This is a genomic window from Caballeronia sp. LZ003 (genome assembly GCF_031451465.1).
GTDB lineage: Bacteria > Pseudomonadota > Gammaproteobacteria > Burkholderiales > Burkholderiaceae > Caballeronia.
Genome location: NZ_JARUXJ010000001.1, coordinates 2,820,840 through 2,844,078, shown reverse-complemented (window position 1 = coordinate 2,844,078; position 23,239 = coordinate 2,820,840). Strand labels below are relative to the sequence as shown.

Below are 23,239 nucleotides of genomic sequence, written 5' to 3'. Positions count from 1 at the left end.
CTAATGAACCAAATGCAAAACGCCCGCGAGGGCGTGGGCGTTGTGAAGGGCACAGACCTCACACGCGCTCTGCGACAAGATTCTCTTTGGGAAGACGATGAAAAAGACTGCTCTCGACTTTTGGGTCGGCCTCTTCGTGGTGCTCGGTTTCGTGGCGCTGCTGTTCCTTGCGCTGAAGGCGGGCAACATGAGTTCGCTGTCGTTCCAGCAGACCTACGCGGTGAAGCTCAAGTTCGACAACATCGGCGGCCTTAAGGCGCGCGCGCCGGTCAAGAGCGCGGGCGTGACGGTCGGGCGCGTCGGCTCGATCAGCTTCGATGGAAATACGTATCAGGCGGTGGTCGCCATCGACATCGACAAGCAATATCAATTTCCGAAAGATTCGTCCGCCAAGATTCTGACTTCCGGTCTGCTCGGCGAGCAGTACATCGGCCTGGAGCCGGGCGGCGACGATCAGATGCTCAAGAATGGCGACACCATCACGATGACGCAGTCCGCCGTGGTGCTGGAAAATCTGATCGGACAGTTCCTCTATAACAAGGCAGCGGATTCCGGCGCGTCGAAATCCTCGGCGGCGCCGGCGGCAACGGCAGCTCCCGCACCGGCATTTCCGGGTGCGGCAAGCGCGATGGGCGCGAGCGCGGCCTCGGGTACGGCTCAATAAGGAGAAACAACATGCACTCGACAGGGATGCGGCGCGCAATCGTTCTAGCGGCAACGGTGGGCATGTTCGGCGGGTGCGCGACAGTGACCACTCCGACCAAGGGCGATCCCTTCGAGAGCTACAACCGGACGATGTTCACGATCAACGACAAGGTCGATCAATACGCGTTCAAGCCGGTGGCGCAGGCTTACGTCTGGGCCGTCCCGGAACCCGTGCGCAACAGCGTCACGAACTTCTTCTCGAATATCGGCGATGTCTACATCGCGGCGAACAATCTTCTGCAACTGAGAATCGCGGATGGCGTGTCGGACATCATGCGCGTCGCAATCAACACGGTGTTCGGCGTGGGCGGTCTGTTCGACGTGGCGACCATCGCCAAGCTGCCGAAGCATTCGGGCGACTTCGGTCTCACGCTCGGCCACTACGGCGTGCCGCCTGGCCCGTACGTCGTGCTGCCGCTTCTTGGACCAAGCACCGTGCGCGATACCGGCGGCCTCGCGGTCGATTATTTCGGTAATCCGCTGAGTTACGTGCAGCCGGATTCCGTGAGCTGGGCCTTGTACGGCGTAAATCTCGTGAACACACGCGCGAACCTGCTGGATGCATCCGACATTCTTTCGGATGCCGCGCTCGACAAATACTCTTTCGTTCGTAACGCTTACCTGCAGCGGCGGCAATATCTGATTACCGGTGGCGAAGGCACCTCGCCCGATTACAGCGAAGCGCCGCTTCCAAACTACGATGCGGAAGGCGCGGAAGCCGCGACTCCGGCGGGCGCTTCGGCGACGGCGGTTCCGTCCGAAGCGGCATCGGGCGCGACGCCTGCTTCTGGAGCCGCTGGCGCGCCGCGCGCAGCGAGCGACACGGGCAACAACACGGTTCCGGGACATCAGTACGTTCCGCCGCGCGCGCCGGGATTCCCTTCGTTCCGCTTGCGTTGAGCGGACTGACGCTAACGGCCGGTAAAATACTTGGCAGCATTTTTTACAGTTTGACAGGCGCGCGGTCTGAACTCGTTCTAGCCAGCGCGCTCAAACTCAAGCCCCTTTTTTTGCAGGATCTGCGATGAAAAAAATCTTTTTGCTTCCTATCTTCGCCATGCTGATCGCGTTCTGCGGCGCGGCGTCGGCGCAATCCGTCGACTCGAGCGCGCCCGACGTGATGATCAAGACCGTCACGCAACAAGTGCTCGACGACATCAAGTCCGACAGCAAGATTCAGTCGGGCGACATCCAGCGCATCACTGAACTCGTCAATCAGAAGATCCTGCCGTACACGGACTTCACGCGTACCACGCGTCTCGTGATGGGGCGCAACTGGAACACGGCAACGCCCGAGCAACAAAAGCAGATCGTCGAGCAATTCAAGATGCTGCTCATTCGCACGTATTCGGGCGCGCTCGCTCAGGTTCGTAATCAGACGGTACAGTACAAGCCGTTCCGCGCGTCGCCGGAGGACACGGATGTCGTGGTCCGCTCGGTCGTGATGAACAACGGCTCGCCGATCGAACTCGACTACCGCCTGTACAAAACGCCGCAAGGCTGGCGCGTGTACGACATCAACGTGCTCGGCGCATGGCTGATCCAGGCGTATCAGCAACAGTTCAACGAGCAGATTTCGCAGAATGGCGTGGCTGGCTTGCTGCAATTCCTCACGCAGCGTAATCAGCAACTCGCGAACGGCAAGGCATCGTGAGCACGCAGGCAAATGCGCAAGTCGCGGGCGGCCGCTTCCAGACGGCCGCCACGCTGACCCACGAAAGCGCGAAGGCTGCGCTCGACGCGGGTTTGTCGCGTATCGCGGCGGGTGCAACTGAAGTCGACTGCGCGCCGCTCACGCATTTCGATTCATCCGCGCTCGCCGTGCTGCTTGCATGGCAGCGCGCCGCCACCGAGCGCGGCACGGCGCTTGGCGTCGTGAATGTTCCTTTCAAGCTTGCCAGTCTCGCGCAAGCTTACGGCGTCGACACGCTGCTCTCCTTCCGACATTGATCCTGTCCTGACGCCATATCAGGTGCGGCAACCAGGCATGCGTTGCCGCGATCAGGATCGCTCCGAAGTCGGCTCCATCCGGTTTGCCCTATAATCAAATGCTTTTTCGGGCCCGCACCCGGCAATTTTTCGATCGAGCCCGGGTCTGTCAAGCGTTATCCGCACAATCGAGGCGCGGCCACACGAGGCACGCGCACTGTCAATGTCAGCCATAGAAATCCGAAACGTCAGAAAGCGCTACAAGCAGCTTCAGGCGCTCAAAGGCGTGAGCCTCACGGTTGAAGAGGGCGAATTCTTCGGCTTGCTCGGCCCCAACGGCGCCGGCAAGACCACGCTGATCAGCATCCTTGCCGGACTCGCGCGCGCCGATAGCGGCACGGTGTCCGTGCGCGGCCACGATGTCGTGAGCGACTTCCGCGCGGCGCGCCGTGCGCTTGGCGTGGTGCCGCAAGAACTGGTGTTCGATCCGTTCTTCACCGTGCGCGAGGCTTTGCGAATTCAGTCGGGCTATTTCGGTTTGCGCAAGAACGACGACTGGATCGACGAAGTCATGGCCAATCTCGATCTCACCGAGAAAGCGGACGTCAACACGCGCGCGCTCTCGGGCGGCATGAAGCGACGCGTGCTGGTGGCGCAGGCGCTAGTGCATCGGCCGCCGGTGATCGTGCTCGACGAGCCCACGGCGGGCGTCGATGTCGAACTTCGTCAGACGCTCTGGAAGTTCATCTCGCGATTGAATCGCGAAGGGCACACCATCGTGCTGACCACGCATTACCTCGAAGAAGCCGAGGCGCTATGTGATCGTCTCGCCATGCTTCGCCGTGGTGAAGTCGTGGCGCTCGAGCGCACGAGCACGCTTCTGCAACGCTTTTCCGGTCTGCAACTTTATCTGCGCTTTTCGAGCGGCTCGCTGCCTGTGGAACTGCGTCCGCTGGAAGTCGATCCGCACGCGGTGTCCGGCATGCAGCATCTGCTGCGCCTTTCGAGCTACGACGATGTCGAGCCGATTCTCGCGAAGTGCCGCGCGGCCGGTTGCGCGCTGGATGAAATCGAGGTTCGCAAAGCCGATCTCGAAGACGTGTTCGTGCAAGTCATGAACGAACCCGACGTGGTCGAGGGACTTTCATGAGCGGCTTTCAGACGTTGTTCTACAAGGAGCTTTTGCGCTTCTGGAAGGTATCGTTTCAAACGGTGCTCGCGCCGGTCGTCACGGCGTTGTTGTACCTGACCATCTTCGGTCACGCGCTTTCCGGGCACGTACAAGTTTATGCTGGCGTTGGTTATACGAGCTTTCTCGTGCCCGGCCTCGTGATGATGAGCGTTTTGCAGAACGCGTTTGCGAATAGCTCGTCGTCGCTGATTCAATCGAAGATCACAGGCAATCTCGTGTTCGTGCTGTTGCCGCCCATTGCGCATTGGGAAATGTTCTTTGCGTACGTTTTGGCATCGGTAGCGCGTGGACTTTGTGTCGGGCTTGGCGTTTTCGTCGTGACGATATGGTTCGTCCCGATGTCTTTTTCCGCGCCGTTCTACATCATTGCGTTCGCGATCCTCGGTTCGGCAATCCTCGGTACGTTGGGTTTGATTGCCGGCATCTGGGCAGACAAGTTCGACCAGTTGGCCGCGTTTCAGAACTTCCTGATCATGCCGCTCACGTTCCTTTCCGGCGTGTTCTATTCGACGCATACGTTGCCGCCGGTTTGGCGCGCGGTGTCGCATCTGAATCCGTTCTTCTACATGATCGACGGTTTTCGCTACGGCTTTTTCGGTCTTTCGGACGTGAATCCGCTGGTGAGCATGGGTATCGTCGCTGCATTTCTGGCCGTGCTCGCACTCATTGCCGTGCGTCTGCTCGCGAGCGGCTTCAAGCTGCGTCACTAATTCTTTAGGAGACTTTCATGTTGCCGACTCCCGAGCAAGTGAAGGACTACATCGCTGGCGGCCTCGCCTGCCAGCATCTCGAAGTCGAAGGCGATGGCCAGCACTTCTTCGCGACCATCGTGAGCGACGCGTTCGTCGGCAAGCGGCTGATCGCGCGGCATCAACTGGTTTATGCGGCGCTTGGCGAGCGCATGCGCGAAGAAATTCACGCGCTCAGCATGAAGACGCTCACGCCCGACGAATTCAAAGCCGCGTAAGCACGCGACATTCGTAGCAATACGCAACACGCAACATCCCGTAACACCCGGCAACACCGGCAGGAAACAGTGCGAATCATTCAAGACAACCGCGGCGCCGAAAGCGGCTCCGCAGCAGGACGCTCGGTCGAAGGACACGTCATCATGGATAAACTGGTCATCACGGGGGGCGCGAAGCTCTCCGGCGAAATCACCGTATCGGGCGCGAAGAACGCGGCTCTGCCGATTCTGTGCGCAAGCCTTCTCACGGCCGACGACGTCCATCTGTCGAATGTGCCGAATTTGCAGGACACGCGCACGAAGCTCAAATTGCTGCGCCAGATGGGCGTGCACTCCGAAGCGTCGAGCGATGGCCGCGTGACGCTCAACGCATCGAAAGTAGACAACCTCGTCGCGCCGTACGAAATGGTCAAGACCATGCGCGCGTCGATCCTCGTGCTCGGTCCGCTCGTCGCGCGCTTCGGCGAGGCGAAGGTGTCGTTGCCCGGCGGCTGCGCAATCGGCGCGCGTCCGGTCGATCAGCACATCAAGGGTCTGCAGGCGATGGGCGCCGAGATCAATATCGAGCACGGCTTCATCGAAGCGCGCGCGAAGCGTCTGAAGGGCGCGCGCATCGTCACCGACATGATTACCGTCACCGGCACCGAAAATCTGCTGATGGCGGCAGTGCTTGCGGACGGCGAGACGGTCATCGAAAATGCCGCGCGCGAGCCGGAAGTTACCGACCTCGCGCATTTGCTCGTGAAGATGGGCGCGAAGATCGATGGCATCGGCACGGATCGGCTCGTCATCGAGGGCGTCGAGAAGCTGCACGGCGCGAAGCATAGCGTGGTGCCGGACCGTATCGAAGCGGGCACGTTCCTGTGCGCGGTCGCGGCCGCGGGCGGCGATGTCACGCTGCGCAACGTCACGCCGTCGCTGCTCGATGCCGTCACCGCCAAGCTGCGCGAAGCAGGCGTGAGCATCGAGGAAGGCGACGACTGGATGCGCGTGCGCATGAACAAGCGCCCCGAAGCGGTCAACATCCGCACGTCCGAATATCCGGCGTTCCCCACTGACATGCAGGCGCAATTCATGGCGCTGAACACTATTGCCAAGGGCACGTCGCAAGTCGTCGAGACGATCTTCGAAAACCGCTTCATGCACGTGCAGGAACTGAACCGGCTTGGCGCGAGCATTACCATCGACGGCAACACGGCGCTCGTCTCGGGCGTGGACATGCTGTCGGGCGCGAAGGTCATGGCGACCGATCTGCGCGCGTCGGCAAGTCTCGTGATCGCGGCAATGTGCGCCGATGGCGAAACGCTCATCGACCGCATCTATCACCTGGATCGTGGCTACGACCGCATGGAGTCGAAGCTGACGGCGGTCGGCGCGCGGGTGAGCCGTATCAAGGGCAGCGGGAGCGAACAATGAGTTCGTTGCCGCAGACGTCGTCCTCGCTTGCCGCCAATGCGCCGCTGACGCTCGCGCTGTCGAAAGGGCGTATCTTCGAGGAGACGGTGCCGCTGCTCGCCGCTGCCGGCGTGGAGGTCGTGGAAGATCCGGAAAGCTCGCGCAAGCTCATTTTGCCGACGACGAATCCGAACTTGCGCGTGATCATCGTGCGCGCCACCGACGTTCCTACCTACGTCGAATACGGCGCGGCCGATTTCGGCGTGGCGGGCAAGGACGTGTTGATCGAGCATGGCGGAAGCGGGCTGTATCAGCCGGTTGATCTGAACATTGCGCGCTGCCGGATGTCGGTGGCCGTGAAAGCTGGCTTCGATTACGCGAACGCGGTGCGTCAGGGCGCGCGTCTGCGTGTCGCGACGAAGTACACGGAAACCGCGCGTGAGCATTTTGCGGCGAAGGGCGTGCACGTCGATCTGATCAAGCTTTACGGTTCGATGGAACTGGCGCCGCTCGTCGGTCTGGCCGATGCCATCGTCGATCTCGTCAGTTCGGGCGGCACGCTGCGGGCGAATAATCTGGTCGAGGTTGAAGAGATCATGCAGATTTCGTCGCGCCTCGTCGTGAATCAGGCCGCGCTCAAGCTGAAGCGCGCGGCGCTCAAGCCGTATCTCGACGCTTTCGAGCGCGCATCGGCAGGAACGGATAATTAGGGCAGCCGCGTAGTCGCGCGGCGAGCCACAGCAAACGGAAAACCAGCATGTCTATCAAGATTCGCAAACTCGATTCCAGCACCGACGGTTTTCAGAAAGCTTTGCGCGCGGTTCTCGCATTCGAGGCGAGCGAGGACGAAGCAATAGAGCGCTCGGTCGCGCAAATTCTCGCGGATGTCAAAGCGCGCGGCGACGCCGCCGTGCTCGACTACACCAACCAGTTCGATCGTCTGAAGGCGCACAGCGTCGCGGCGCTCGAATTGCCCGTGGCGGAACTCGAAGCCGCGCTGGAAGGGCTGGAGCCGAAACGTCGCGCGGCGCTCGAAGCAGCGGCTGCTCGCGTGCGCGGATATCACGAGAAGCAACGCATCGAATGCGGCAGTCATAGCTGGCATTACACCGAAGCCGACGGCACGGTGCTCGGCCAGAAGGTGACGCCGATCGATCGCGCGGGCATCTACGTGCCGGGCGGGAAGGCGGCGTATCCGTCGTCCGTGCTGATGAACGCCATTCCGGCGCGCGTCGCGGGCGTCAAGGAAATCGTGATGGTCGTGCCGACGCCCGATGGCGTCAAGAACCCGCTCGTGCTCGCGGCGGCGCTGCTCGGCGGCGTGGACCGCGTGTTCACCATCGGCGGGGCGCAGGCGGTTGGCGCGCTGGCGTACGGGACCGAATCCGTGCCGGCGGTCGACAAGATCTGCGGGCCGGGCAACGCGTATGTCGCATCGGCGAAGCGGCGCGTGTTCGGCACGGTCGGTATCGACATGATCGCCGGGCCGTCCGAGATCCTCGTCATCTGCGACGCCACCACCGACCCGCGCTGGGTCGCGATGGACCTGTTCTCGCAAGCCGAACACGACGAACTCGCGCAATCCATTCTGCTGTGTCCGGACGCGACGTTCATTCGGCGCGTCGAAGAAGCCATCGTCGAATTGCTGCCGGCCATGCCGCGCCGCGAAGTCATTCAGCGCTCGCTTGAAGACCGCGGCGCGCTCATCAAGGTGAAGGACATGGCCGAAGCGTGCGCGATCGCGAACGATATCGCGCCCGAGCATCTGGAGATTTCGGCGCTCGATCCGCATCAGTGGGCTGCGCAGATCCACAACGCGGGCGCCATGTTCCTCGGCCGCTACACGAGCGAAAGCCTCGGCGATTACTGCGCGGGCCCGAACCACGTGTTGCCGACTTCACGCACGGCGCGCTTCTCGTCGCCGCTCGGCGTGTACGATTTCATGAAGCGTTCGAGTGTGATCGAAGTGAGCGCGGAAGGCGCGCAGACGCTCGGCGAGATCGCGGCGGAACTGGCTTACGGCGAAGGCTTGCAAGCGCATGCGAAGAGCGCGGAGTATCGGATGAAAAACGTCGGCTGAATCTGGCCGGCTTAGACGACCAAGGCGGCCTGAGAGCCGCCATATGTCCGGCGCAAAGACGTCGGCGACATCATGACCACACCTCAAGACATCCTGCGTCCCGACGTCCTTTCCATGACGAGCTATCCCGTGGCCGATTCCACGGGCTTGATCAAGCTCGACGCGATGGAAAACCCGTACTCCTTGCCCGCCGATCTCGCCAAGCGTCTTGGCGAACATCTCGCGGGCGTGGCGCTGAACCGTTATCCATCGCCGCGTCCGGCGGATCTGCTCGCCAAGATCAAGCGTGCAATGAAGGTGCCGGAAGCCTGTGACGTGCTGCTCGGCAACGGCTCGGACGAACTGATCAGCATGATGTCGATGGCGTGCGCCACGCCCGGCGCGAAAGTCGTGGCGCCGGTGCCGGGCTTCGTGATGTATCAGATGTCGGCGAAGTTCGCGCAGCTCGAATTCATCGGCGTGCCGCTCAACGCGGACTTTACGCTAGACGCAAACGCGCTCATCGCGGCTATCGACGAACATCAGCCCGCGCTCGTTTATCTCGCGTACCCGAACAATCCGACCGGAACGCTTTACGCCGATGCCGACATCGAGCGCGTGATCGCGTCGGCGAAGAAGAGTCTCGTGGTCATCGACGAGGCTTATCAGCCGTTCGCGGAAAAGACGTGGCTGCCGCGCGCGGCCGAGTACGACAACGTGGTCGTCATGCGCACGGTGTCGAAGCTCGGACTTGCGGGCATCCGGCTCGGTTATCTGGTCGGTCTGCCCGCGTGGACCATGCAATTCGACAAGGTGCGCCCGCCGTACAACATCAACGTGCTAACGCAGGCAACCGCTGATTTCCTGCTGGATCATCTCGATGTCCTCGACGCCCAGGCCGCCGATCTGCGCGCGCAGCGCGCCGTGCTCGCGCGCGAAGTCGCCGCGCTGCCCGGCATGACGGTGTATCCGAGCGCGGGCAACTTTCTGCTCGTGCGCGTGCCGGATGCCGCCGTCGCGTTCGAAACCCTGCTGACTTCGCGGGTTCTCGTCAAAAACGTGAGTAAAATGCATGCTTTGCTGGCAAATTGCGTGCGTTTGACGGTCGGCACGGCCGAGGAAAACGCGCACATGGTCGCGGCGCTCAAAAAGCTCGCGCTCAACTAAATCCCCACTCTTCGAAAGCCTCAAGGAAACACCATGCGCATTGCGGAAGTCGTTCGCAACACCAGCGAAACGCAGATCCGTGTGAAGCTCGATCTGGACGGCACCGGCAAGCAGAAGCTCGCCACCGGCGTGCCGTTTCTGGATCACATGCTCGATCAGATCGCGCGACACGGCCTGTTCGATCTCGAAGTCGAAGCGCATGGCGACCTCCATATCGACGATCACCACACCGTCGAAGACACCGGTATCACGCTGGGTCAGGCGGTGGCGAAAGCCATTGGCGACCGCAAGGGCATTCGCCGTTATGGCCACTCGTATGTTCCGCTCGATGAAGCGCTGTCGCGCGTCGTGATCGATTTCTCCGGCCGTCCGGGGCTCGAATTCCATGTGCCGTTTACGCGCGCGCGCATCGGTACGTTCGATGTCGATCTCACCATCGAATTTTTCCGTGGCTTCGTGAATCACGCGGGCGTGACACTGCACATCGACAATCTGCGCGGCATCAACGCGCATCATCAAGTCGAGACCGTGTTCAAGGCGTTCGGCCGCGCGTTGCGCATGGCCGTCGAAGCCGACGAACGCGCCGCAGGACAAATTCCCTCCACCAAAGGCAGTCTCTGATCAGCCCGTTCCAAGCGACGCAGCAATGCGTCGCGCACGAAAGGCTCGCCCGCGATGGATCTCTTCAAGTCGTTCATATCCTTGCTCGCGCTGATCAATCCGGTCGGCGCGATACCGTTTTTTCTTAGCCTGACCGCGCAACAATCCGATCTCGAAAAGCGCAATACCATCCGCGTGGCATCGATCTCGGTGTTCTGCGTAATCGCGATCACCGCGCTGCTCGGGCAGCAGATCATCGCGTTCTTCGGCATTTCGGTCGGCTCGTTCGAAGTCGGCGGCGGGATCATCATGCTGCTCATGGCGATCAGCATGTTGAACGCGCAAGTCGGCAACGCGCGCTCGACCGTCGAAGAGCGCATGGAAGCCGAGGAGCGCAATAGCGTTGCCGTTGTGCCGCTCGCGATTCCGCTGCTCACCGGGCCGGGATCGATCAGCACCGTGATCGTCTATGCTGCAAATGCGCAGCACTGGTACGACCGCTTCGGGCTCGTCGTGCTGGGCGCGATCATCGCGGCGTTGTGTTTCGGCGCGTTGAATCTGGCCGAGCCGATCGCGCGCTGGGTCGGGCGCACGGGTATCAATATCGGCACGCGTCTCATGGGTTTGATGTTGTCCGCGCTGGCGGTGGAGTTCATCGTCAACGGGTTGAAGGCCTTGATGCCATCTTTGAAATGAAAACTTCGATAGCGATTGTTGATTACGGAATGGGCAACCTGCGCTCGGTGTATCAGGCGCTTAAGAGGGCCGCGCCCGACGCCGACGTGGCGATCGTCGATCAGCCCGAGGCCATTCGCGCGGCGGATCGTATCGTGCTGCCGGGTCAAGGCGCGATGCGCGATTGCATGGGCCATCTGGGCGCGTCGGGCTTGCAGGATGCGGTGATCGAAGCGTCGCGCAACAAGCCGATGCTCGGCGTTTGCGTCGGCGAACAGATGCTGTTCGACTGGAGCGAAGAAGGCGACACGAAGGGCCTCGGGCTTTTCCCCGGCAAGGTCGTGCGCTTTCAACTCGAAGGCCAGTTGCAGGACGACGGCTCGCGCTTCAAGGTCCCGCAAATGGGCTGGAATCGCGTGCGTCAGACGCAAGCGCATCCGGTGTGGGACGGGGTCGCGGATGGCGCGTTCTTCTACTTCGTGCATAGTTACTACGTCGTGCCGGACAACCCGGCGCACACTTCGGGCGAAACCGTTTATGGTTCCGCGTTCACATCGGCGGTGGCGCGCGACAACATCTTCGCCACGCAATTCCACCCCGAGAAGAGCGCCGACGCGGGCTTGCGGCTGTATCGCAACTTCGTTCACTGGAACCCGTAAAGCGCGCAACCGGGCGTTGCAATACTTGTACTACACTAGCGAAGCGGCCCGCTGTAAGGCACCGAGACCTCACGCGCGGCCGTTTCGATCAACTCAATCCAGAAAATACGCGATACCTATGCTGCTCATTCCGGCCATCGATCTCAAAGACGGTCAGTGCGTGCGCCTCAAACAAGGCGATATGGACCAGGCGACCATTTTTTCAGAAGATCCGGCGGCAATGGCCCGGCACTGGGTCGACCGAGGGGCGCGCAGACTACACCTCGTCGATCTGAACGGCGCCTTCGCGGGCAAGCCGAGGAACGGCGACGCTATCCGCGCAATCATCGACGAAGTGGGTAGCGAGATTCCAGTGCAACTAGGCGGCGGCATTCGCGACCTGAACACCATCGAGCGCTATCTCGACGACGGTCTCTCGTTCGTCATCATCGGCACGGCGGCGGTGAAGAATCCCGGCTTCCTGCAGGATGCGTGCAGCGCGTTCGGGGGGCATATCATCGTCGGGCTCGACGCCAAGGACGGCAAAGTCGCCACCGACGGCTGGAGCAAACTGACCGGCCACGAAGTAGTGGATCTCGGGCGCAAGTTCGAAGACTACGGCTGCGAGTCGATCATCTACACGGACATCGGGCGCGACGGCATGCTTCAGGGCATCAATATCGACGCCACCGTGCGGCTCGCGCAAGCCGTGAAGATTCCCGTGATCGCGAGCGGCGGCCTGTCGAGCATCGCGGACATCGAGTCGCTCTGCGAAGTCGAGGGTGAAGGCATCGAAGGCGTGATCTGCGGTCGCGCCATCTATTCCGGCGACCTGGACTTCACTTCCGCGCAAACGCGCGCGGATGCGTTGCGCGAAGCGGACGGCGCCTGAGGCTCTTTCGGGCGCGAGCACGTTGCAGCACGCCGGGCGGCGGCTCTTGCCGCCCTTCATTCGTTTTGGACCTGCAGTGGCGGAACATGGCTCTCGCTAAACGCATCATCCCCTGTCTCGACGTGACCGCCGGGCGCGTCGTCAAAGGGGTCAACTTCGTCGAACTGCGCGACGCGGGCGATCCCGTGGAGATCGCGCGACGTTACGACGACCAAGGCGCGGACGAACTCACGTTCCTCGACATCACCGCGACTTCCGACCAGCGCGACCTCATTTTGCCGATCATCGAATCGGTCGCGTCACAGGTGTTCATTCCGCTGACCGTCGGTGGCGGCGTGCGCGCCGTCGAAGACGTGCGGCGCCTGCTCAACGCCGGCGCGGACAAGATCAGCATGAATTCGTCGGCGGTGGCGAATCCGCAACTCGTACGCGATGCATCCGACAAGCACGGTTCGCAATGCATCGTCGTTGCCATCGACGCCAAGCGCGTTTCCGCCGATGGCGAGCCGCCCCGCTGGGAAGTGTTCACGCACGGCGGGCGCAAGGCAACAGGCATCGACGCGATCGAATGGGCGCGCAAGATGGCCGAATTCGGCGCGGGCGAAATTCTGTTGACCAGCATGGATCGCGACGGCACCAAGTCCGGCTTCGACCTCGCGCTCACGCGCGCCGTGTCGGACGCCGTGCCCGTGCCGGTGATCGCTTCGGGCGGCGTCGGTACGCTCAAGCATCTGGCGGATGGCATCACGGAAGGCCGCGCCGACGCCGTTCTGGCCGCGAGCATTTTTCACTATGGCGAACACACGGTCGGCGAAGCCAAGCGCTTCATGGCCGACCAAGGCATTTCGGTGAGGAATTGACGGTGACGGATCAAGCCGACTGGCTCGACAAGGTGAACTGGGACGCGAACGGCCTCGTGCCGGTGATCGCGCAGGAAGCGTCGAGCAACGACGTGCTCATGTTCGCCTGGATGAATCGCGAGGCGCTCGCCAAAACCATCGAACTGAAGCGCGCCGTCTATTTTTCGCGTTCGCGTCAGCGCCTGTGGTTCAAGGGCGAGGAATCGGGGCACGTTCAGCATGTGCACGAAGTGCGGCTCGATTGCGACGAAGACGTCGTGCTGCTCAAAGTCGAACAGGTATCGGGGATCGCGTGCCACACCGGCCGTCATTCCTGCTTTTTCCAGAAATTCGAAGGAACGGCGCAAGACGGCGCGTGGGTCGCGGTCGAGCCGGTTCTGAACGACCCCGAAAGTATTTACAAATGACGCAAGCCACCACGCAGGACACGCTGCTGCGCCTCGCCGCGGTTATCGACGGTCGAAAAGGCGGCGATCCGGAACAATCCTACGTTTCGCGACTCTTTCATAAAGGTGACGACGCGATCCTGAAGAAGATCGGCGAGGAAGCGACGGAAGTCGTGCTCGCCGCGAAGGATGCGCGCCACGGCGGCGCGCCGAAAGCGCTCGTCGGGGAAGTCGCCGACCTGTGGTTCCATTGTCTCGTGATGCTGTCGCATTTCGACCTGAGCCCCGCCGACGTGATCGCCGAGTTGGAACGGCGCGAAGGTTTGTCGGGTATCGAAGAAAAAGCGCTGCGCAAAACGCGCGAGCGCGAGCAGAACGGCAGCTAACGAGACGCCCATTGCGAAGGAGGGCCCCGTGAATACGCCTCACGAACAGTACCCGCCGCCGGTGTATCAGAATCAGCTCGACCCGCAGCGGCTGAGCAGCCTCAAGACGCTTACGCATGTTTTGTATGCGCTCTACGCGCTCTATTGGCTGACGGGCGGGTTGACCGTGCTTGTCGCGATCATCATCAATTATCTGAAACGCGGCGATACCGTCGGAACGCCTTACGAAGCCCATTTCACCTGGCAGATCCGCACGTTCTGGTGGGCTGTCCTCGGACATCTGGTCGGCGCGGCGCTCATTTTCGTCGGGATCGGCTTCGTGATTCTTTTCGCGGTCGGCATCTGGACGCTTTATCGTGTCATCAAAGGTTGGCTGTATCTTTATGAAGGAAAAACGTTCGACCCACGCGCGTGGTTTTGAACGGCAACACCTGGCAACAGGAGACACGGGAATTTCATGAGCCAAGACAACTGCATTTTCTGCAAGATTGCGTCAGGACAACTGCCAAGCACGAAGCTCTATGAGGACGACGAGTTCGTCGCCTTCAACGACATCAATCCGGCCGCGCCGGTTCACGTGCTCGTCATTCCCCGGAAGCACATCGAAACGCTGTCGCACTGCACGGAAAGCGACGCGCCGCTGCTTGGTAGAATGGTAAGTCTCGTTGGTCGTCTGGCAAAAGATCTCGGCGTCTCCTACACGGGCGGCGAGACGGGATTCCGGACGGTGATCAACACGGGGCCGGGCGGTGGACAGGAGGTTTATCACATCCACGCGCATTTGCTGGCAGGAGAGCGTCCGTGGCGCCGGATGGGCTGAAAACCGCAAATTTTGTCGGCAAACGCCTTTCCAATGCAATATTGGACGCGCAGAATCGGTATTCATAGCCGAAGTGACTTTTTCGGCGCGGGCCGCAAGGCCGATCTTCCGTTCGCACAAAGCCGTTGCGGCGGAATTACGGAGATTTTCATTCATGGGTTCGTTGAGCATTTGGCATTGGTTGATCGTCCTTTTGATCGTGGCGCTCGTCTTCGGCACGAAGAAACTGCGCAACATCGGTGGCGATTTGGGCGGCGCGGTCAAGGGCTTCAAGGAAGGCATGCGCGACGGTGAGCAGCCGGCTTCGACCACCGATCCGCGCGAACTGCCGCGCAACGGTGCGGTTGACGTGGAAGCGAAGGACAAGACCCGTTCGGGCGACTATCGCTAATCCGGTCATCGACCGCAATCTTTCACTTACTCTTCAATGCTCGATCTCGGTCTGACCAAAATGGCGCTGATCGGCGTCGTGGCGCTCGTGGTGCTCGGGCCTGAGCGCCTGCCCGGGGTTGCGCGCACGGCCGGCGCATTGTTCGGGCGCGCGCAGCGCTATATCAACGACGTCAAATCCGAAGTGGCGCGCGAGATGGAACTCGACGAGCTGAAGAAGATGCGCACTGACTTCGAAACCGCTGCGTCGAACGTCGAAACGTCGATTCACGACAACCTGAAGCGCCACGAAGCCGAATTGAACGACGCGTGGAGTCAGGGCACGTCCGTGTCGCCGAGTGTCGCGAGAGAAGAGGCCGAGGCGATCGGCGGCAGCGCGGCGGTCACGGACAAACCGTGGATGCGCACATCGGGCATCCGCGCCGCGCGCAAGAACTGGCGCGTCAAACAAAGCGCCGTCCCCAACTGGTACAAGCGAACGAATCTGCGCCGCACGCGGGTTCAATCTGGCGCGGCTCGCGTTGCGCGCCACACGCCCGAAACCTTGCGCCGCCCGACCCGGTTTTTTTGATCCGGGCCACTTCCTTTCATCGATGATCCATACCGAGGGCCGGCGTGAGCGACCCGCTACAAAATAAAGACGAGCCCGTCGAAGAGACGTTCATTTCGCATCTGGTCGAATTGCGTGACCGCATCATCAAAGCGGGCGCTTCGGTTATCGTGGTGTTCGTATCGCTGGTGTATTGGGCGCCGGACATCTTCAAGTTACTGGCCCGGCCGCTGATGCAGAACCTGCCGGCCGACGGCAAGATGATCGTCACCGACGTGACCGGCTCGTTCTTCGTGCCCATGAAGGTGACCATGCTCGTCGCCTTCGTCATCGCGCTGCCGCTTGTGCTGTATCAGCTTTGGGCGTTCGTGGCGCCGGGTTTGTACCAGCACGAGAAGAAGCTCGTCGCGCCGCTCGTGTTCAGCAGCTACGCGCTCTTTCTTTGCGGCATGGCTTTCGCGTATTTCGTCGTGTTTCCGACTATCTTTCGCGTGATGGCGCATTACAACGCGCCGCTCGGTGCGGAGATGACCACGGATATCGACAACTACCTGAGCTTCGTGCTCACGATGTTCCTCGCATTCGGCGTAACGTTCGAAGTGCCGATCGTCGTCGTGTTGCTGGCGCGCATGGGTGTCGTGTCCATTCAGAAGCTCAAGCAGATTCGCCCGTATGTGATTGTCGGCGCGTTCGTCATTTCGGCGGTCGTTACCCCGCCAGACGTTTTCTCGCAGCTGATCCTGGCCATTCCGCTCATCATTCTTTACGAAGCGGGGATTATTGCGGCGCGGCTGGTGGTTGGAAAGCAGCCAATCAAAAGCGAAGAGGCAACGGCCGAGTAGGTGCGGCGTATTGCCGCGGCAGTGAAATGTCGGATGCGCAAAAAGGCAGCTTCGATTACCGAAGCTGCCTTTTTGTTTTCAACGGAGAACCGAGTTTATTCGTCGCCCTGATCGTTTCCTTGATCCTCGTCTTCCGGTAACTGTGGCGCGCGCGGTTGAGCCGGGCGCTTTCCGATAGTCACGTTGATATCGAGTTCCTTGTTCTTGCGCATTAAATGAACCTTCACCGACGTGCCCGGTTTGATCTGCGCGACCACGTTCAGAAGGCGCGTGGTGTCGGTGATGGTGTCGTCGTTGATGCTGACGAGAATGTCGCCCGGCTTGATGCCTGCCTTGTCCGCCGGGCCGCCTTGCAGCACCCCGGCCACGATGGCGCCAGATTTTTGGTCGAGCCCGAACGATTCCGCGATCTCCGGCGTCACGTCCTGCGGCTCCACGCCAATCCAGCCGCGCGTGACCGTGCCCGTCGTGATGATGCTCTCGAGCACGCTGCGCGCCGTCGACACCGGGATCGCAAAGCCGATTCCCAGTGAGCCGCCGCTGCGCGAATAAATCGCCGTGTTGATGCCGAGCAGATTGCCGTTCACGTCGACGAGCGCGCCGCCCGAGTTGCCGGGGTTGATTGCCGCGTCGGTCTGAATGAAGTTCTCGAACGTGTTGATGCCGAGGTGATTGCGCCCGAGCGCGCTCACAATGCCCATGGTTACCGTCTGCCCGACGCCGAACGGATTGCCGATAGCCAGCACGACATCGCCGACGCGCGTTTGGTCCATGCGGCCGAGCGTGATGGTCGGCAGATTCGTCATGTTGATCTTGAGCACGGCAAGATCGGTTTCCGGATCGACGCCGATTACCTTCGCGCTGGACGTGCGGCCGTCGGCAAGCGCAACTTCGATTTGATCGGCGCCATCGACGACATGCTGGTTCGTTAGAATGTAACCTTCCGAGCTGACGATGACACCCGAGCCGAGATTCGACGCTGGCGGCTCGTCGCTCTTGCGCTTGTTTTTATCGCCGAAGAAGTAGCGGAACAGCGGGTCTTTGGCGCGCGGGTCCGGCGGCAGATTGCCGTCCTTGCTGGAAAAGACGTTGACCACAGCGGGCATGGCCTTTTGCGCGCCTTCGGCATAGGAAGATTGAAGCGGTCGCGAGCCTATGCTCGGCGCCACTTCCTGCAGCGCGACTATTGGTTCGGCGAGTTGCTTGCCGAATTGGCCCTGACGTTGAAGCCACTGCGGTTTCAAGGTCGCGATGATGAACATCAGGGCCAAAATCACGGTGACCGCTTGGGCAAAAAATAGCCAGAAGCGTCTAAGCATTTGAAGGGATAGAGGAATTCATGGATCGGATCGAACTCGAATTGTATCTGAACAATCTGCTGGAAATCGGCCGCTTCAAGGACTATTGCCCGAACGGTCTACAGGTGGAAGGCGCGCGCCGGGTTCAGAAGATCGCAACCGGCGTGACGGCCTCGCTCGCCTTTCTCGAAGCCGCGCTCGAGTGGGGCGCGGACACGGTACTCGTGCATCACGGCTACTTCTGGCGCAATGAGGCGCCGCAGTTGACGGGGCGCAAGTATCAGCGAATCCGCACGCTTATCGCCAACGATATCAACCTGTTTGCCTACCATTTGCCGCTCGATTCGCATCCGGAGTTCGGCAACAACGCGCAACTCGGCGCGCGCCTTGGCTTAATCGCGGACGGCCGTTTTGCAGGCCAGGATCTCGGGTGGATCGCGCCGCTTACCATGCCGCTTTCGCTCGAACATTTCACTGCAACGGTCGAAAACGCGCTCGGCCGCAAGCCGCTCGTATTCGGCGATTCGGACCGCGAACTGCGTCGCGTCGCGTGGTGCACGGGCGGCGCGCAAGGATACTTCGAAGAAGCCATTGCGGCGGGCGCGGATGTCTACGTCAGCGGCGAAGTCTCCGAGCAGACCATGCACATTGCGGCGGAATCGGGCGTGGCCTACATCGCGGCGGGCCATCACGCGACCGAGCGCTACGGCGTCCAGGCGCTGGGTAATCACCTGTCGGAAGAATTCGACATCGAGCATGTGTTTATCGATATCGACAATCCGGTATAAATGTTTTGCGCCGATTATCGTTTTAATCGGCCTTGCAGTTGCCTTAAATGATTGCTTCACAAGATGGCGCGAAAACGTGCGGGAAAACCCGGAAAGAACAATCACTTGGAGTGATTTTTCCTATTCGGGCCTTGTAAATGCCAACTCCATTCGCGCACACTAGCGACGGAACACTGATGTGACGGTATAAATCCAACTCAGAAGTGGGGCGTGTGATGCGAGACAAGGACGATAAGCACGATGGGCGCGTTGACGGTAGCCGCCGTACCTGGCTGATAGCGACGACCGTAGCAGGTGGTGTCGGAGGTGTAGCAACAGTAATTCCGTTTGTAGGGTCGTTCGCTCCGTCGGAAAAGGCGAAGGCGGCAGGCGCGCCGGTCGAGGTCGATATCAGCGGACTCAAGCCCGGCGAAATGATGACCGTCGCATGGCGCGGCAAGCCTGTGTGGATCGTCAACCGCACCGACGAGATGCTTTCGGACGTCAAGAAAGCCGACACCGAAGTGGCCGATCCGAAATCGAAGATGGAATTCTCGATGCCGTTGCCGGAGTACTGCAACAACGAGTTCCGTTCCCGCACCGATCACAAGAACATTTTCGTGGCGGTGGCCGTGTGCACGCATCTGGGCTGCACGCCGACCCCGCGTTTCACCGAAGGCGCCCAACCCAATCTTCCCGATAACTGGCCCGGCGGTTTTCTCTGCCCGTGCCACGGCTCGACCTATGACATGGCGGGCCGCGTCTTCAAGAACAAGCCCGCGCCGCAGAATCTGGACGTGCCTCCGTACATGTTCACTTCCGCGACGCAACTCGTGATCGGCAAGGACGAAAAGGGAGAGGCTTAATGGCGACCGCAGACAAGGATGTGGAGACGACGGGCCTGATCGGCTGGATCGACCGGCGCTTTCCGCTCACCGCGACGTGGAAGCAGCACGTTTCCGAGTACTACGCGCCGAAGAACTTCAACTTCTGGTACTTCTTCGGCTCGCTCGCGCTGCTCGTGCTCGTGCTTCAGATCGTCACGGGCATCTTTCTCGTCATGAACTACAAGCCCGATGCGACGCTCGCGTTCGCATCGGTCGAATACATCATGCGCGAGGTGCCGTGGGGCTGGCTCATTCGCTACATGCATTCGACAGGCGCTTCGATGTTCTTCGTCGTCGTCTATCTGCACATGTTTCGCGGGCTGATGTACGGCTCGTATCGCAAGCCGCGCGAACTGGTGTGGATTTTCGGCTGCGCAATTTTCCTGTGCCTCATGGCCGAGGCGTTCTTTGGCTATCTTCTGCCGTGGGGGCAGATGTCGTTCTGGGGCGCGCAGGTGATCGTGAATCTGTTCTCGGCGATTCCCTTCATCGGCCCGGATCTGTCGCTCTGGATTCGCGGCGATTACGTCGTGTCGGACGTCACGCTGAACCGGTTCTTCGCGTTCCATGTGATCGCGATTCCGCTCGTGCTGATTGGCCTCGTCGTGGCGCATCTGGTCGCGCTGCACGAAGTCGGCTCGAACAACCCGGACGGCATCGAGATCAAGGCGAAGAAGGACGCGAACGGCATTCCTATCGATGGCATTCCGTTCCATCCGTACTATTCGGTGCACGACTTCCTGGGCGTGTCGGTCTTCCTTCTGATCTTCGCGGCGATCATTTTCTTCGCGCCGGAGATGGGCGGCTACTTTTTGGAAGCGAATAACTTCGTGCCGGCCAATCCGTTGCAGACGCCGCCTGAAATCGCGCCAGTCTGGTACTTCACGGCTTTCTACGCGATGCTTCGCGCCACCACCGATCCGTTCAAGATCGTGCTGATGGTCATCATCGCGCTGCTTGGCCTCTTTGCGCTGTTACGCGCGCGCGGCAAATGGCGGATCGGCTTGCCGGTGCTCTCGCTCGCGGTGATCGTCTTCATGGCGCTGACGGAGTCGAAATTCTGGGGCGTGGTGGTCATGGGCACGGCGGTCGTATCGCTCTTTTTCCTGCCCTGGCTCGATCGCAGTCCGGTGAGGTCCATTCGCTACCGGCCGTTTTTCCATAAAGTGTTCTACGGCATTTTCGTGGTCGTGTTCCTGGTGCTGGGCTTCTTGGGAACGAGGCCGCCGTCACCGGTGGGGACGCTGATCGCGCAGGTCTGCGCGCTGATCTACTTCGCGTTTTTCCTCGGCATGCCGTTCTGGACGCCGCGCGGCAGATTCAAGACGCCGCCCGAGCGAGTGACTTTCAAACCTCACTGAGCACTCGTCCGGAGACAAACACAATGAAAAAATGGCTCGGTTCCCTGGCAATCATCGGCGCGGCAATGTTCGCGTTCGGCGCGAGTGCGCCGGCGTACGCGCAGGAAGAAGCGGTGCTCGACCGCGCGCCCGATAACGCGGACAATTTTGCTTCGTTGCAGCACGGCGCCCAAATCTTTGTAAACTACTGCCTGAATTGCCATAGCGCCAATCTGATGCGGTACAACCGGCTGACCGACCTCGGCATCACGCCACAGGACGTTCAGGAAAATCTGCTGTTTTCGACAGACAAGATCGGCAACACGATGTCCATTGCAATGCGCCCGGAAGACGCGAAAGCGTGGTTCGGCGCATCGCCGCCGGACCTGTCGGTTGAAGCGCGGGCGCGTGGCAAGGACTGGTTGTACACGTACTTGCGGGGGTTTTATCGCGATCCGGCGCGGCCGACCGGCTGGAACAATCGCGTGTATGAGAATGTCGGCATGCCGCATGTGCTGTGGACGATGCAGGGTATCCGCGATGCAAAATTCGAAACCGAAACCGACGAGCACACCGGCGAAAAGGTAAAGAGATTCGTGGGTTACACTCAGGTTAGCCCGGGTTCCATGTCCTCCGTGGATTATGATAATGCTGTGGCCGATCTGGTTTCGTACCTCTCGTGGATGTCCGAACCCGCCCAGCAGACTCGCAAGCGCCTCGGCGTATGGGTCCTGCTGTTCCTGGCGTTGTTGAGTTTCCTCGCATGGCGCCTGAACGCGGCATACTGGAAAGATATTAAATAGCGCGCCCTAGACGGCGTGGGTCGGCACGACGGCGTTTCCCCGGGAAGCGTCGCGGCCGGCCTTTCGAGTTTACTGAAGGAACTTTAAAGACATGATGGTTCTGTATTCCGGCACTACTTGCCCGTTCTCCCAGCGCTGCCGGCTGGTGTTGTTCGAAAAGGGCATGGATTTCGAGATTCGCGACGTCGATCTGTTCAACAAGCCGGAAGACATCGCGGTCATGAACCCATACGGTCAGGTGCCGATCCTCGTCGAGCGCGACCTGATCCTGTATGAATCGAACATCATCAACGAATATATCGACGAACGGTTCCCGCATCCGCAGCTCATGCCGGCCGATCCGGTGCAACGCGCCCGCGCGCGCCTGTTCCTGCTGAACTTCGAGAAAGAATTGTTCGTGCACGTCGGCACGCTCGAAAACGAGAAGGGCAAAGCCGCCGAGAAGAACCACGAGAAGGCGCGCAGTGCAATCCGCGATCGTCTTACGCAGCTCGCGCCTATTTTCCTGAAGAACAAGTACATGCTCGGCGAAGAATTCTCGATGCTCGACGTGGCCATCGCGCCGCTGTTGTGGCGTCTGGACCATTACGGCATCGAGTTGTCGAAGAATGCTGCGCCGTTGATGAAGTACGCCGAACGCATTTTCAGCCGTCCGGCCTATATTGAAGCGCTGACGCCTTCCGAAAAGGTGATGCGTCGATAGTTTGCGGGCATCGGAGCGCGGCGGCGCGGATTTCGCCCGCCGCGCTCCTGTAGAGGAAAGTTGATGCAAGAGATTTCCACCAAGCCGTATCTGCTGCGCGCGCTCTATGAGTGGTGCACGGATAACGGGTTCACCCCACACATCGCGGTGCGGGTCGACGGCGCCACGCGGGTGCCGCGTCAGTTCGTGCGTAACGACGAAATCGTGCTGAACATCAGTTTCGAGGCGACGAGCCAGCTTCAGATGGGCAACGAATGGATCGAATTCAGCGCGCGTTTCTCGGGTAAGTCACACAAGATCGAAGTGCAGGTTACGAACGTGCTGGCCATCTATGCACGAGAGAACGGGCAGGGAATGGCGTTCCCGGTCGAGCCTTCATCGCAAACGGCTATCGACGCGTCGGGCGCGAGCACCGCGCCGCATCCGGTCGAGCGAGACGAAAGTATCGTGGAAGACGCGGTAGAGGAACTGTCCGACGCCGACGGGACTTCGTCGAGCGACGACGTTTCGGCAAGCTCGGATGACGATGCTTCAAAATCATCTGGGCGATCGCACCTCAAAGTCGTCAAATGAAGTAGAATTCCGTCCTTCGCCGGCTTAGCTCATCTGGTAGAGCAGTTGATTTGTAATCATCAGGTGGCGGGTTCGAGTCCTGCAGCCGGCACCAAGACTAGCGTCGACGGGTCGTGCGATGTCCGCACGACCCGTTTGGTTTGAGCGGGTTGTATGTTCCGCAGTGGTCTGAAGAAGCTGAAAGGCAAGTCAATAAGAAAAGCTTCAAATTCTTGTTGACAGTAACTGAAACGACGTACATAATCTCGTTTCTCTGCTGCAGATGCAGCGACGCAAGACGAAGCGGTGCTGAGCAAAATGCTTGGTGCGCTTGGCGGGAAGTCTTAGCGAATGTGCTCTTTAAAAACTAACAGCCGATAAGTGTGGGCACTTGATGGCGCGAGCGGTTCTGACCTTTCGGGGTTGGGACGTTTAG

The 23,239-nt window shown here is 60.5% G+C and carries 30 protein-coding genes and 1 tRNA gene; 30 read left to right on the top strand and 1 reads right to left on the bottom strand.

The window, feature by feature from the left end; translation table 11 throughout:
• The first annotated feature begins 97 nt into the window (after window positions 1–97).
• The 23 genes from mlaD to tatC all read left to right on the top strand — a co-directional run bounded on the left by mlaD (window position 98) and on the right by tatC (window position 16,453).
• Window positions 98–664, top strand: coding sequence for an outer membrane lipid asymmetry maintenance protein MlaD (gene mlaD / locus QCE79_RS12840; protein ID WP_244826384.1), 567 nt, complete (start codon window positions 98–100; stop codon window positions 662–664).
• Window positions 665–675: 11 nt separating this feature from the next.
• Complete coding sequence (locus tag QCE79_RS12835) at window positions 676–1,605, top strand: VacJ family lipoprotein (protein WP_250509562.1); 930 nt, start codon at window positions 676–678, stop codon at window positions 1,603–1,605.
• Window positions 1,606–1,729: 124 nt separating this feature from the next.
• Window positions 1,730–2,359, top strand: a complete 630-nt coding sequence (locus tag QCE79_RS12830; protein WP_244826382.1) for a phospholipid-binding protein MlaC — start codon at window positions 1,730–1,732, stop codon at window positions 2,357–2,359.
• The gene (locus QCE79_RS12825) at window positions 2,356–2,655 is read left to right on the top strand and encodes an STAS domain-containing protein (RefSeq protein WP_309844566.1); all 300 of its coding nucleotides are present in this window, start codon (window positions 2,356–2,358) and stop codon (window positions 2,653–2,655) included. Before QCE79_RS12830 ends, QCE79_RS12825 begins: the two co-directional genes overlap by 4 nt.
• Before the next feature lie 202 nt (window positions 2,656–2,857).
• On the top strand, window positions 2,858–3,784 hold the full coding sequence (locus QCE79_RS12820) for an ABC transporter ATP-binding protein (protein ID WP_244826380.1): 927 nt from the start codon (window positions 2,858–2,860) through the stop codon (window positions 3,782–3,784).
• On the top strand, window positions 3,781–4,536 hold the full coding sequence (locus QCE79_RS12815) for an ABC transporter permease (protein WP_244826379.1): 756 nt from the start codon (window positions 3,781–3,783) through the stop codon (window positions 4,534–4,536). The genes QCE79_RS12820 and QCE79_RS12815 overlap by 4 nt, the downstream gene beginning before the upstream one ends.
• A gap of 17 nt (window positions 4,537–4,553) precedes the next feature.
• Window positions 4,554–4,793, top strand: coding sequence for a BolA family protein (locus tag QCE79_RS12810; protein WP_244826378.1), 240 nt, complete (start codon window positions 4,554–4,556; stop codon window positions 4,791–4,793).
• A gap of 144 nt (window positions 4,794–4,937) precedes the next feature.
• A complete protein-coding gene (gene murA, locus QCE79_RS12805; RefSeq protein WP_244826377.1) occupies window positions 4,938–6,209 on the top strand; it encodes a UDP-N-acetylglucosamine 1-carboxyvinyltransferase in 1,272 nt (423 codons plus the stop codon).
• A complete protein-coding gene (gene hisG, locus QCE79_RS12800; protein ID WP_244826376.1) occupies window positions 6,206–6,898 on the top strand; it encodes an ATP phosphoribosyltransferase in 693 nt (230 codons plus the stop codon). The genes murA and hisG overlap by 4 nt, the downstream gene beginning before the upstream one ends.
• Window positions 6,899–6,945: 47 nt before the next feature.
• On the top strand, window positions 6,946–8,268 hold the full coding sequence (gene hisD / locus QCE79_RS12795) for a histidinol dehydrogenase (RefSeq protein ID WP_309844560.1): 1,323 nt from the start codon (window positions 6,946–6,948) through the stop codon (window positions 8,266–8,268).
• A gap of 72 nt (window positions 8,269–8,340) precedes the next feature.
• A complete protein-coding gene (gene hisC / locus QCE79_RS12790; protein WP_244826374.1) occupies window positions 8,341–9,414 on the top strand; it encodes a histidinol-phosphate transaminase in 1,074 nt (357 codons plus the stop codon).
• 33 nt (window positions 9,415–9,447) lie between these two features.
• Window positions 9,448–10,035 carry an imidazoleglycerol-phosphate dehydratase HisB gene (hisB, locus tag QCE79_RS12785; RefSeq protein ID WP_244826373.1) on the top strand — a complete coding sequence of 196 codons (588 nt, stop codon included), beginning with the start codon at window positions 9,448–9,450 and terminating at the stop codon, window positions 10,033–10,035.
• 54 nt (window positions 10,036–10,089) lie between these two features.
• A complete protein-coding gene (locus QCE79_RS12780; protein ID WP_244826372.1) occupies window positions 10,090–10,710 on the top strand; it encodes a MarC family protein in 621 nt (206 codons plus the stop codon).
• Complete coding sequence (gene hisH / locus QCE79_RS12775) at window positions 10,707–11,348, top strand: imidazole glycerol phosphate synthase subunit HisH (RefSeq protein WP_309844557.1); 642 nt, start codon at window positions 10,707–10,709, stop codon at window positions 11,346–11,348. Before QCE79_RS12780 ends, hisH begins: the two co-directional genes overlap by 4 nt.
• 118 nt (window positions 11,349–11,466) lie before the next feature.
• Window positions 11,467–12,219 (top strand): 1-(5-phosphoribosyl)-5-[(5-phosphoribosylamino)methylideneamino]imidazole-4-carboxamide isomerase, encoded by a 753-nt coding sequence (gene hisA, locus QCE79_RS12770; protein ID WP_244826370.1) that lies wholly within the window; start codon window positions 11,467–11,469, stop codon window positions 12,217–12,219.
• 86 nt (window positions 12,220–12,305) lie between these two features.
• Entirely contained in the window at window positions 12,306–13,079 is a 774-nt protein-coding gene (hisF, locus tag QCE79_RS12765; protein WP_309844553.1) for an imidazole glycerol phosphate synthase subunit HisF, read from the top strand.
• A 2-nt stretch (window positions 13,080–13,081) separates the two neighbouring features.
• Complete coding sequence (gene hisI / locus QCE79_RS12760; protein ID WP_309844551.1) at window positions 13,082–13,486, top strand: phosphoribosyl-AMP cyclohydrolase; 405 nt, start codon at window positions 13,082–13,084, stop codon at window positions 13,484–13,486.
• Window positions 13,483–13,851 carry a phosphoribosyl-ATP diphosphatase gene (locus tag QCE79_RS12755; RefSeq protein ID WP_250509558.1) on the top strand — a complete coding sequence of 123 codons (369 nt, stop codon included), beginning with the start codon at window positions 13,483–13,485 and terminating at the stop codon, window positions 13,849–13,851. Before hisI ends, QCE79_RS12755 begins: the two co-directional genes overlap by 4 nt.
• 28 nt (window positions 13,852–13,879) lie before the next feature.
• Window positions 13,880–14,272 carry a hypothetical protein gene (locus tag QCE79_RS12750; protein ID WP_244826366.1) on the top strand — a complete coding sequence of 131 codons (393 nt, stop codon included), beginning with the start codon at window positions 13,880–13,882 and terminating at the stop codon, window positions 14,270–14,272.
• A gap of 36 nt (window positions 14,273–14,308) precedes the next feature.
• Window positions 14,309–14,671 carry a histidine triad nucleotide-binding protein gene (locus tag QCE79_RS12745; protein ID WP_250509557.1) on the top strand — a complete coding sequence of 121 codons (363 nt, stop codon included), beginning with the start codon at window positions 14,309–14,311 and terminating at the stop codon, window positions 14,669–14,671.
• 154 nt (window positions 14,672–14,825) lie between these two features.
• Window positions 14,826–15,062, top strand: coding sequence for a Sec-independent protein translocase subunit TatA (gene tatA / locus QCE79_RS12740; RefSeq protein ID WP_250465805.1), 237 nt, complete (start codon window positions 14,826–14,828; stop codon window positions 15,060–15,062).
• A gap of 36 nt (window positions 15,063–15,098) precedes the next feature.
• Complete coding sequence (gene tatB, locus QCE79_RS12735; protein WP_309844547.1) at window positions 15,099–15,632, top strand: Sec-independent protein translocase protein TatB; 534 nt, start codon at window positions 15,099–15,101, stop codon at window positions 15,630–15,632.
• 44 nt (window positions 15,633–15,676) lie between these two features.
• Window positions 15,677–16,453: a twin-arginine translocase subunit TatC gene (tatC, locus tag QCE79_RS12730; RefSeq protein WP_244826362.1), complete on the top strand. Its 777-nt coding sequence runs from the start codon at window positions 15,677–15,679 to the stop codon at window positions 16,451–16,453.
• A gap of 95 nt (window positions 16,454–16,548) precedes the next feature.
• Here the strand turns inward: tatC and QCE79_RS12725 are convergent, their stop codons facing one another.
• Entirely contained in the window at window positions 16,549–17,772 is a 1,224-nt protein-coding gene (locus QCE79_RS12725; protein WP_244826361.1) for a S1C family serine protease, read from the bottom strand.
• A gap of 20 nt (window positions 17,773–17,792) precedes the next feature.
• Here QCE79_RS12725 and QCE79_RS12720 point away from each other — a divergent pair, with 20 nt between their 5' ends.
• The 7 genes from QCE79_RS12720 (at window position 17,793) to QCE79_RS12690 (ending at window position 22,918) form a co-directional block, all read left to right on the top strand.
• Window positions 17,793–18,539 (top strand): Nif3-like dinuclear metal center hexameric protein, encoded by a 747-nt coding sequence (locus tag QCE79_RS12720; RefSeq protein ID WP_250465803.1) that lies wholly within the window; start codon window positions 17,793–17,795, stop codon window positions 18,537–18,539.
• A gap of 215 nt (window positions 18,540–18,754) precedes the next feature.
• Window positions 18,755–19,384 (top strand): ubiquinol-cytochrome c reductase iron-sulfur subunit, encoded by a 630-nt coding sequence (petA, locus tag QCE79_RS12715; protein ID WP_244828130.1) that lies wholly within the window; start codon window positions 18,755–18,757, stop codon window positions 19,382–19,384.
• Window positions 19,384–20,766, top strand: a complete 1,383-nt coding sequence (locus QCE79_RS12710; RefSeq protein ID WP_250526309.1) for a cytochrome bc complex cytochrome b subunit — start codon at window positions 19,384–19,386, stop codon at window positions 20,764–20,766. The genes petA and QCE79_RS12710 overlap by 1 nt, the downstream gene beginning before the upstream one ends.
• A gap of 23 nt (window positions 20,767–20,789) precedes the next feature.
• A complete protein-coding gene (locus QCE79_RS12705; protein ID WP_244826358.1) occupies window positions 20,790–21,548 on the top strand; it encodes a cytochrome c1 in 759 nt (252 codons plus the stop codon).
• 91 nt (window positions 21,549–21,639) lie between these two features.
• The gene (locus QCE79_RS12700; RefSeq protein WP_008344155.1) at window positions 21,640–22,251 is read left to right on the top strand and encodes a glutathione S-transferase N-terminal domain-containing protein; all 612 of its coding nucleotides are present in this window, start codon (window positions 21,640–21,642) and stop codon (window positions 22,249–22,251) included.
• Between the two features lie 63 nt (window positions 22,252–22,314).
• On the top strand, window positions 22,315–22,824 hold the full coding sequence (locus QCE79_RS12695) for a ClpXP protease specificity-enhancing factor (protein ID WP_250509553.1): 510 nt from the start codon (window positions 22,315–22,317) through the stop codon (window positions 22,822–22,824).
• A gap of 18 nt (window positions 22,825–22,842) precedes the next feature.
• Window positions 22,843–22,918 (top strand) — tRNA-Thr (locus QCE79_RS12690).
• Window positions 22,919–23,239 lie beyond the last annotated feature (321 nt).